The sequence below is a fragment of the Pseudomonas sp. Sample_21 genome (genome assembly GCF_004307525.1).
GTDB lineage: Bacteria > Pseudomonadota > Gammaproteobacteria > Pseudomonadales > Pseudomonadaceae > Aquipseudomonas > Aquipseudomonas atacamensis.
The window spans coordinates 1-8,384 of record NZ_RCNZ01000097.1 but is presented as its reverse complement, the minus strand read 5'-3'; the positions used below and the strand labels follow the sequence as shown (position 1 = coordinate 8,384).

Sequence of the window (8,384 nt, the reverse complement as noted above, 5' to 3'; positions counted from 1 at the left end):
CGCAAGACACCTCGGTCGGCCCCCTCTCCCTCCGGGAGAGGGCTGGGGTGAGGGGCTCTTTTACTCGAGTGTCTACAGGTCTCAGGCATACGCAGCTATGCAGCAATGGAAACTCCGGCAATACACCAGAATCACACCGACCAGAACGCAGCATCACAAATCCATAATCAACGCGCACGCTCAGGTCGATGTAAAACGCAAAACACCTCGGTCGGCTCCCTCTCCCTCCGGGAGAGGGCTGGGGTGAGGGGCTTTTCTGCCGCACCTAAAATCCCAAGGCCCAGCGCCGGACCAAGGCCAACAACATCACCCCGCCACCTCCAAATTATCCATCACCCGATTCACCGCCAGCTCCCCCAACATGATCAGTTGAGCTACCCCCAAAAACGCCCGCCGCTGCGGCGCTGGCAGCAAACTGGAAATATCCTGAGCAATCGTCTTCGCCGAAGCCAGCGTTTCACTCGCATCAGCCAGCAGTTCTTCATTCTTGGTATCCGCCGTCACCGCATACATTCCACGCGCCTTACGCGGCGGAGGCAGGAGATTGTTTGGCGACAGGTAATGATCGAGCGCGCGGTCAGCGGCTTCGTGGAGCTTGTTGGAATCGAGGGATTCGTAGGGAGACGTGGGGTCGGTTTCGGGTGGGTTGGGTGTTGGTTTGATCATGGTGAAGCTCCTTGATTATTGGAGCCGCCACGTTTCGCTGCGAAACGAAGAGAGGTGGCAGCTGTACGCAGGTTCGCAGACCGGGAATCAAGGAACCCGGCATACCCGAAGGTATCCCGCGCACAGCCGCCATAAAGCACCATTGCCAAAAATGACAACGAACTGGAGCGCTGCGCGCCTTGATTGATCCGGGCTGCGAAACCCGATCGCTGATTCGTCAGCGACCGCACCACGATAGAACTCGCTCCCTAGGCGCACAAGCCGGCGGATTCTGGCGTAGCTGTAGGCAAAGGCGCAAGGATATGTAGCCTGGGAGCGTGACTGGAGATGTCTTTTTAAACGTTGGTGTTCAACACGTCCTATCGCGCTCCGATTTCTAAAAACGATCCGTCATCCGTTGCCAGGGATTACCTTAGCTCGCCCGGTCTTTATGACGCCAAACAGTCAACTAATAATTTGTAAGTAGATATTGAGCGCATCGCCTGCCTCGGGCATGCTGCGCGCAGCACATATACATGGACAGTAAAAACGTTATGCACCCCTCCAAGGATATGCCCATTCTTCTCACGTACACGCTGGACAGCACCGCACTATTTTGGCAGCCGATATCCATCGCCCCCTTATCGACTCCATTCAGGCCAAGGAAAACTGAAACTTTGAAAAGGAATTATTCATGAGTGGCAAACCCGCTGCGCGAGTCACAGATCCAACCAGTTGCCCGCTTCCTGGGCATGGCACAAACCCTATTGTCAGCGGTTCGCCCAATGTGAATTTCGATGGCCTTGCTGCCGCTCGAATGACAGATAAGTCCGCGTGCGGTAGCCCAATCACGGGCGCCGTCAGCAGTACGGTATTCATCAATGGGCTGAACGCTGCGACTAAAGACAGTATCGGCGGCCACGGCAACGTGGTTATCGGCGGATCCGGCACGGTCATTATTGGCGACACCGTCGTATCAGCGCCCTTCAGCGGTCTGCTGCCAATGCCGGTGCACTTTAGTGACAAGTTCAGACTGGTTGACCAAGAGTCTGGAAAACCGTTAGCCAATTTTGAATACGCCATTCAACGCGCTGACGGCAGCATGGAGCACGGCGTAAGTGATCCGATGGGATACACGCACATAGTGAGTTCGCACCTGCCTGAAACCATCAAGCTGTTTCTTGAGGATTAAGGCATGGCTGAAGTGATTAGCAAAAGTGGCAGGAAGATGTCTCCCGTCGCCACGCGAGAAGTGACGGCCGTCAAAGACACCACCCCAAAAACTGTAGCGCTGGACGCTAAAAAACAGATAAGACGGGCAGAGAATGAAGAGTATTTGAAGGATAAGAACGTAAAGGCCTTTTTGGCTGCCATCGCCAAAGCCGAAGGCGGTGACTACCACGCGAAATATGGATACGGCTGGGCAAAGGGCTTTCAGACCGGGAAATGGACGTTCACTGATGAATCAACCCATCCTGGCGCCGGCTTCGGCGGATCCACAACGGCATCGGGCTTGTATCAGATAACCATTGCCACTTGGCGCGAGTATGGCGGAAAGATGGGGTTGACCGATTTTACGCCTCATACGCAAGACCTTATCGCGGTCGACATGCTGCGCACCCTGGGTGTGATCGACAAGATCAAGGCCGGCGACATTCCAGGCGCGATGCCGAAAGCAGCAACAAGGTGGGCGGCACTTCCCGAAGGTCCCGGCAAAAAGAATCACTACCCCCCGCAACATTACGTCGAGTATCCGGAGTTTTTGTCCAGCTACAAAGCCGCTGGAGGAACAACCAAATGAAGGCTTCAACCCTCGTATTTGTGGCACTTTATTGCATGGGTGTCAGCGCAACGTTTGCCGATGACTCACAGGCGTCAAACGACAAGCGCGGGCCAGCAGGCATCGTCGTCGGTGAGCGTTTGGCTGCGGCCAAGTCCAAGCTCGTCAAACAAGGATGGAAGCCAACGCCGATGCACACCACCGACGGGTATGAATACAGTGGCGTGGAGAAGGAGCTGGCTACACGCAAGTACTTCGAACTGGACACCTGCTCGTTTGATAGCTCGCGCTGCATCTTGTACTACTCAAAGAAAGGCGCTTGCCTGCGCGTCGATACCATCGGTGAGCAGTTCAACGACATGACGGTGACGCGATGGACCCGTGAATGTCCTGAAGCGGCTCAATAATCACGCAAAAATAAACCGACCCGCTCCCACAGGTTTCAGCGACGAACACAATATCCGGGACCAACGCAGAACCCTGTGGGAGCCAGCCTGCTGGCGAAAGCGGATTATCAGGCAGCACAAACAGTGCATCAGCCATCGCTGCCTGCCCTACTCCACATCAACCCGGCAATTCCAAATTATCTAGCGCCCGATTCACCGCCAGCTCCCCCAACATGATCAGTTGAGCAACCCCCAACAACGCCCGCCGCTGCGGTGCCGGCAACAGACTGGAAATGTCCTGAGCAATCGTCTTCGCCGAAGCAAGCGTTTCACTCGCATCAGCCAGCAGTTCTTCATTCTTGGTATCCGCCGTCACCGCATACATCCCACGTGCCTTACGCGGCGGAGGCAGGAGATTGTTTGGCGACAGGTAATGATCAAGCGCGCGGTCGGCAGCTTCGTGGAGTTTGTTTGAATCGAGGGATTCGTAGGGAGATGTGGGATCGGTTTCGGGCGGGTTGGGTGTTGGTTTGATCATGGTGAAGCTCCATTTTTATACCTGGTGGAACCACCAAAACCTGTCGCTAAACAAGTAAGGGTGGCAGCTGTGCGCGGGTTAGCGAACCGAGAGGTATAAGACCCGGCAGACCCGAAGGTCTCCCACGCACAGCCACCATAGCGTCATCGCAAACGTCTGCGACAAACTGGAGCGTCGTTGTACTTATACCTGGTCAGGTCGCTAAACCCGGTCGCTGGGTTGCAAGCGACACCTAGACGATAAAGACCAGGTACAAAGCGCACAAGCCGGCAGATTCTGGCGTAGCTGTAGGCAAAGGCGCAAGGATATGTAGCCTGAGAGCGTGACTGGAAATGTCTTTTTAAACGTTAGTGTTTATCGCCCCCTCCACTACGTCACTCTAAATATATCTTTCCCTATGCGTATGCCCTTCTTCTATTCCAATAGTTTCGAGGAACGTACATCCAACGAAGCGGCTTCCATTGCGCGAACCGTTACGATGATATCTCCTCGTGCCCGAACAATATCCAAAAGCAGGTATCCGCAAAATCTGGATATCCACCGGCAGTAAACCCAAGCCCAAATCGGAAATCCTGCACTCCCATGGAAGAAACTTATAAAAAAACATCGACCACCAAACTAAACTAGCGCGAAAAATAAGAGGGGAATCGCGCAAGCACTGAAATTATCAAAGGTTGATTTTCATTGATCGATTCCTGGGTCAAGCCCATCGGACTAACTTTAGAAATCTCAGCCGCAATCATTTTAACCACTTCCCGATCAGGATAATTTCCAGCATATAATCCGATTTCAATATCAGAACCCAGTCCGTATTTAAGACGACTCTGCAACCCGCGAAGGAGGATGACACAGTCATCTAACATCCCTTTCACCTCAAGTATGTCTGCAACACCACCAACATAAAGCATCGTTTCGTAACCCAGAAACTTATCACAAAACTCAATAATATTATCAATGGTCACCGCACGCTTTTGCTTACCCGCTTGGTAGTGGCCTTTCGATAATTTAACATACTCAAGCAATGCATTATAGCTTTGCCCATTGACCCATCTAGATGCAATACCTAATGATAGAGCTTCAGGCATAATTTTGTGACCTATTGAACCTTTTGACAGTTGCATAACAAGAGTCCAAACCACCCGCAACGCATCTTCACAAGATTCCGAAAGACCAAGATCAAACTGATTACTATCTAACCACTCCTCTACAAGCAACAACTGATCGATGCCTAACAACGAACGCCCGTAGCCTTTATAAAATTTCACATCCAAATCTTTCATTTTGTCGAAAATATGGACAAACAATGCTATCAGACTATTTTGCTCATCCTCTGTCGCAAGGCTATATGCCAAGGTCTCTTTAGCTAACCCCTCAATGTCAGCTACATCAGCATCCTGGTCATCACCGACATATGCAATAATATAGCTCTCCAACGCACGAAGCCGATCTATCCGTGAGTTCATTTCGAATATCAACGAATCAAAATCCCTTTTCCTATACTTGTCTTTTTCAACTGCCCGGAGATCAATCGCACGCTGTAGCCAAGAATGAGTATTGGAAAGAAAATCCATAACATCAATAGTTGAGCCAGGATTAGAAAATTTCTCTACCAAACCTTTTAGACTACTCAAACAGTCTAGAGCACTATCAAAATTCAAAAGTTCCTTAACCTGTCGCCATTTTTTGAATCCTGCGCTCGACCTACGATTATCGAAAATTTGTGGATCAGTAAATATTACATTCCCTTCTGTGTAATACCCAGATCGACCGGCACGCCCCATCAGATTTTGAAAGTCTCGAGTAGATATCGCATTACCAGCCTGAAAAGTACTCGTAATAAGAAGATATCGAATTGGCAAATTTACGCCCTGTGCTAGCGTAGACGTACAAACCACTAGCGAAGCTTTTCCATTGGACAGTGCCCACTCCACAGATGAACGTAGTCCTGCAGGGATATTTGAGCTATGCGGCATTACACCTATCTTAATCGCCTTTGCGTATTCACAATCCCCCATATGCAAAGATGCCAAATAATATAATTTCGCCACTTCTTCAGGGTCACCTGCTGAGGCGGGCAATGGTAAGTCCACCCCCTTCTCAAAAATACTCACCAAGTCCTTACAAACAGATCTTACGATAACCTTAGTCCCACAAAAAATAGCAGCACCCCCTAACTCGCAAAGCTTCACTGCCAAGTAGGATGCGACCTCCCGACTATTTAGCCTATCGGGATAACTCCTGACCTTTCCCTTATTCTCTCTAATCTCAATAGGTTGTAATAGGCCGGGAACAAAATATTGATTACTTTCTAGCATCCCCTGATCGAAAAACTGAATACCGCCACCGCCAGGAGTATCCGACCAAGTAGCGAAGCCAATTGCTCTGACTGTCGGAAGAACTTTCGCCCCTTGGATTTCTATTCCTGCTTCAAAGTTAAGCCAGTCACCTATTGACTTAGCATTTGCCATTACTGCTGAAATCATAACCTTTTGCGTCTCCGGACTCACTGCATCTCGAAGATAGGATATGAGTAACTCGTATGTAACTCCACGCTTGCCAGTGTCAAATTGGTGGCCTTCATCAAACAGCAAAAGGTCTATGCTTGCTGCCAAATCATTTTCATGCCGCAAAAGATAGGCCAATTTCTCTGGAGTTGTTATAAGCACACTCCCCTTGGATCGCTCTCTATACGCATCACCAAGTAGAAATTTAAAAAATTCCGAATCTGCCTCGGTAATTTGATTCAGATCTGGAAGATCATTAATAAGAACGTCATCTGAAGCAAATGCAACTCTGAATGAATCTGATATCTCGGCACACAGAGCTCGAAATGGAGCAACCAAAATTATCAGTTTTGCTCTACCGGATAGTAAAGAACTTCGAACTATTAGTTCCATTGCTCTACTTTTTCCAGCGCTTGTAGGCATCTGCACGACAGCAGACACTCCTTTTAGTACACCCTCTTCTCCCATCAAACGTTGAGCCGGCCATAGCTCCTTCATAAAACTAGATCTAGCTAAGATTGATCTCCACGTTTCCAAATCAAGCTCAGTATATAACGGTAGACAAATACGAGATGAATTCCTCATTTTCACCTGTACTACAGCACAAATTACGTCTATAAAAAGCAAGTCTCTGTCTGACCCAGCGCTGTAAACCATTTCCCGCAGCTTAAGGGCGCTAGTGTTGACCTCAACATCCGACACTCCCCCCTCATAAAACGAATTTAAATTGTTCACCAGCTTAGTAGCACCTTCCGAAAAATAACCACCTGGCTGACGATACCAACTATGTTGATGATCAGATTTCAGAACCCAAATCAACACCCCCTCCAGACGGTGAGTGCTCAGTTCGTAATCATATGGGATTTCTTTAGCTAACACGGAAGAGCTTCCTGGCATGTCAGCTAGGTAATACGCAGAAGCACCAAGCATTCTTAAGTACACGCCAGACTTATCAAGAAGACCCGATCCATCAAGTGAATCAAAATACTGTGCAACATCTACAAGCTGTTCTTTAAGACCAGCCAACTCCTTTAAATCTTCATTCTTCAGCGTCAGTGCAGCTAGTTGCCCTAATATGCCAATCGTCAAAATTATGAGCGCGAAAGGATCATCAGCCAATGGAGGATGAATATCCTCGGACACTTTCAACTCTTTCAGCTTCGCCGTCGCTTTAGACAGACCTAGCAATCTTTTAGATCGAGCCTCAAGCTTCATTCGCGCCTCGCTCGTAAAGTGCATCAATCAGAGGTATCAAACTATCTCCGCGTATCACGAGCATTTCAACATTACCTTTGTATGGGTGTGCATTTGCCGTTGTCAAAGCCAGCTTCGTCAAATTAAAAGAGGATGTACTTACAACCGCGGCAGCGCCGTACCCCTTATCATATGGATGATCAGAATAATTTTGAAATCTAGCAATTGTTGATAATCCTTGAGCATCTTTCTTATCACCCAGTCTTTGCCGCATCGCGTTTAATGTCTCAGCCAAACGGATATCATCCTTAGCTGAATCATCCACCGCCTTTTGTAGCACCTTAGCTCTACCTTTTTCCGATGCGAGCGCCTTAATTTCATAAATCAGTAAATGATCACTGGCACTTGGCGAGGAGTTATTCCACTTAAAGCCCACTACATCTGAACCCTTCGCCGATTCGTTCGCTATAATTTTTCTATCCCATCGTATTCTAGGAACATCGTAGCCACGCAGGTACTGCATGTAATCCGCCACTAATATTTCAGCAAAATCCCCGGACCTAATACTAGGTCCTGGCTTTTTCGTTTTGGAGGGAAACTTTATTTCTACTAAATAATTGTAACTGGTGATATGGGATGGCTTGATGTACTTTAAATCATCATCACTACAGTAATGGCGCCTAAAGTGCCCAGCCCAAGCCGACATTGTTACTTGGTCGGCTATATCGTGTCGAAGTTCATAGATTGGAACAGTTCGACCACAGGCGGAACTGAATTGACCAGTATTCTTCAACCATCCAATGTGAATAAGACTCACGCTTCAGCTCCCTAAGATAACGTGCCCTTCGAACGCGCACTGGCCACATGCCTCCTTTATTAGCCGAGTTTCGTCTTTTTATCCAGGTCTTAATCTTTTATCACTTTGCAAATCCTCCCGGAGCCTACCCACTACCGGTGATACGCGCACGGAATCCCCTGACTGACGCGTGAGGACGATCGGGAACGTGAGCCATGGCCGACATGGCGTACATTGAGAATGTGATTCTTAACGTTCTGATCAAGAGGGTCAGGTATCCATGGGAAGCATGCTAATGAATGCTGCTCCAGCAGAGGGCAAGGGAATCAGAGGCCGCTAACTATGAGTCATCCCTGTGAATTGCTAGCTCGAATATCCAATTTTATTGAAAGCAGACGCAAATACTCTGCTCCGGGCTTGCGGTTTTTTTGGAACATCACTTGAACCGCAATCGTCTGAACGGCAAAAGCAACCGACCTCAATCCTCTAATCACGGCCTCACCAAACTAGGCAAAACCACCCCCTCCCCCAACCTCTCCAC

Annotated in this window: 7 protein-coding genes; 3 read left to right on the top strand and 4 right to left on the bottom strand. The window is 48.9% G+C overall.

Features of this window, described 5'->3' with window-relative positions; genetic code table 11:
• Positions 1-306: 306 nt before the first annotated feature.
• Positions 307-666 carry a DUF6124 family protein gene (locus tag D8U71_RS18160; RefSeq protein WP_125927374.1) on the bottom strand — a complete coding sequence of 120 codons (360 nt, stop codon included), beginning with the start codon at positions 664-666 and terminating at the stop codon, positions 307-309.
• Between the two features lie 673 nt (positions 667-1,339).
• Between D8U71_RS18160 and D8U71_RS18155 the strand changes: the two genes are divergently transcribed.
• Genes D8U71_RS18155 through D8U71_RS18145 form a run of 3 tightly spaced genes read left to right on the top strand, consistent with a single transcriptional unit; the run spans position 1,340 to position 2,832 of the window.
• A complete protein-coding gene (locus D8U71_RS18155) occupies positions 1,340-1,837 on the top strand; it encodes a PAAR domain-containing protein (protein ID WP_125927373.1) in 498 nt (165 codons plus the stop codon).
• Positions 1,838-1,840: 3 nt separating this feature from the next.
• Entirely contained in the window at positions 1,841-2,446 is a 606-nt protein-coding gene (locus D8U71_RS18150; RefSeq protein ID WP_201278865.1) for a hypothetical protein, read from the top strand.
• Positions 2,443-2,832: a hypothetical protein gene (locus tag D8U71_RS18145; protein WP_130888356.1), complete on the top strand. Its 390-nt coding sequence runs from the start codon at positions 2,443-2,445 to the stop codon at positions 2,830-2,832. Before D8U71_RS18150 ends, D8U71_RS18145 begins: the two co-directional genes overlap by 4 nt.
• 157 nt (positions 2,833-2,989) lie before the next feature.
• On the opposite strand, the gene D8U71_RS18140 is transcribed toward D8U71_RS18145, so the two are convergent.
• The 3 genes from D8U71_RS18140 to D8U71_RS18130 form a co-directional block, all read right to left on the bottom strand.
• On the bottom strand, positions 2,990-3,349 hold the full coding sequence (locus D8U71_RS18140; protein ID WP_065616219.1) for a DUF6124 family protein: 360 nt from the start codon (positions 3,347-3,349) through the stop codon (positions 2,990-2,992).
• Positions 3,350-3,972: 623 nt separating this feature from the next.
• On the bottom strand, positions 3,973-7,068 hold the full coding sequence (locus D8U71_RS18135; RefSeq protein ID WP_177434921.1) for a DEAD/DEAH box helicase: 3,096 nt from the start codon (positions 7,066-7,068) through the stop codon (positions 3,973-3,975).
• On the bottom strand, positions 7,058-7,864 hold the full coding sequence (locus D8U71_RS18130) for a virulence associated protein (protein WP_130888354.1): 807 nt from the start codon (positions 7,862-7,864) through the stop codon (positions 7,058-7,060). The genes D8U71_RS18135 and D8U71_RS18130 overlap by 11 nt, the downstream gene beginning before the upstream one ends.
• Between the last annotated feature and the right edge of the window lie 520 nt (positions 7,865-8,384).

Excerpts from the sequence above, each read along its gene's own strand:
- D8U71_RS18160 (WP_125927374.1), bottom strand. The coding sequence starts at position 666 with ATGATCAAACCAACACCCAACCCACCCGAAACCGACCCCACGTCTCCC.
- D8U71_RS18155 (WP_125927373.1), top strand. The coding sequence starts at position 1,340 with ATGAGTGGCAAACCCGCTGCGCGAGTCACAGATCCAACCAGTTGCCCG.
- D8U71_RS18150 (WP_201278865.1), top strand. The coding sequence starts at position 1,841 with ATGGCTGAAGTGATTAGCAAAAGTGGCAGGAAGATGTCTCCCGTCGCC.
- D8U71_RS18145 (WP_130888356.1), top strand. The coding sequence starts at position 2,443 with ATGAAGGCTTCAACCCTCGTATTTGTGGCACTTTATTGCATGGGTGTC.
- D8U71_RS18140 (WP_065616219.1), bottom strand. The coding sequence starts at position 3,349 with ATGATCAAACCAACACCCAACCCGCCCGAAACCGATCCCACATCTCCC.
- D8U71_RS18135 (WP_177434921.1), bottom strand. The coding sequence starts at position 7,068 with ATGAAGCTTGAGGCTCGATCTAAAAGATTGCTAGGTCTGTCTAAAGCG.